Raw genomic sequence first — 1,502 nt, forward strand, 5'->3', positions numbered from 1 at the left:
CCTGCTCATGCTTGGCATGAAGAACAAGCCAACGCCCCTCGCACTGTCGGTCACTACCTTCATCATCAAGCTCAACAATTTGCCGAAAAAGATGCCGTCATATTTGAGCAGGAAGTCTTAAGCTATCGTCAGCTTGATGAACTTAGCTCACAGTGGGCTCAGCTCCTATTAGAGGAGCACGTATCGGTTGGGGACCGCGTTGGCTTGTGCCTGGACCGCTCTCAGCATATGCTCGCGGCCCTAATTGGCATATTGAAAGTCGGCGCCAGCTATGTCCCGCTTGACCCTGACTTCCCCGATGATCGTTTGGCGTACATGATTGAAGACTCGGGCTTACAACACCTAGTCACTCAAGAAACGCATATCAAGCGCCTGCCTTCTGTTGCACACATACTCAATACCGATCTGATTTCTGAACGTCTATCACAGCAGAACACAGCTTGCCCAGATGTAACAATCCCTGAGGATACAGCTGCGTATATCATCTATACCTCCGGTTCTACCGGAAAGCCTAAAGGCGTTGTGGTACCCCATGCTTCCGTCATGAACTTCTTACACAGCATGGCCGAAAAGCCAGGGCTCCAGGCTGATGATACCCTGATGGCAGTAACAACTTTGTCTTTTGATATTGCCGTACTTGAACTCTACTTGCCACTCTGGGTCGGCGCCAAAATCATTATTGCCAAGAAACAGGATAGTAGTGATGGTCGACGTTTATTAAGCTTGCTGATAAAGCATCAGGCAAACTTCATGCAAGCAACACCCGCCACCTGGCGATTGCTGATCAGTAGTGGCTGGCAGGGTGAGCCTAGATTAAAAGCACTGTGCGGTGGCGAAGCATTGCCATTGGATTTAGCTGAAGAGCTACTTCAACGCTGTAGTGAGCTTTGGAACATGTATGGCCCAACTGAAACCACCGTTTGGTCTAGCTGTNCCAGATTACACAAACCCAAACACCGCCTGNATTGGGCTTACCTATCGCCAACACTCAGTTATATGTGCTGGATGAGCAGCTGCGCCCTGTCCCTAACGGCATCGCTGGCGAACTATACATCGGTGGTGACGGTTTGACCTTAGGCTATAACAATCGTGACGAATTAACCCGGAAGGTCTTTATTCCAAACCCCTTTGGAGACGGCCAACTCTATCGCACCGGTGATAAAGTACGCTACACCCACGACGGCACCCTTACGTATATGGGACGACTGGATCAGCAAGTCAAAGTACGCGGCTACCGAATAGAACTGGGTGAAATTGAGACGCTTATGCGCCAACACGACGCCATTGACGACTGCGCCTTAAGCGTACGAGAAGTCCGTGCCGGCGATACGCGGCTCATCGCTTATGTTGTATGGAAGAATAGCCCGATTAGTCTCAGTGAACTTCGTGAGCACCTGCGACAGCAATTGCCCCCTTACATGGTGCCGCAGCACCTTGAAGCACTCGGGGAGTTACCACGCACCCTTAACAACAAGCTTGATCGAAAAGTCCTGCAAAGCTGG

At 50.7% G+C, this 1,502-nt stretch carries 1 protein-coding gene and 1 pseudogene; both read left to right on the top strand.

Annotation, left to right across the window (positions count from 1 at the left end; translation table 11 throughout):
* Nucleotides 1–99 precede the first annotated feature (99 nt).
* Nucleotides 100–1,022, top strand: a pseudogene (locus tag A3729_RS11035) (AMP-binding protein); the annotation flags it as partial.
* A gap of 174 nt (nt 1,023–1,196) precedes the next feature.
* A partial coding sequence (locus tag A3729_RS33925; RefSeq protein WP_369820129.1) for a hypothetical protein occupies nt 1,197–1,502 on the top strand: 306 nt, incomplete at its 3' end.

This window comes from Oleiphilus sp. HI0043 (assembly GCF_001634935.1).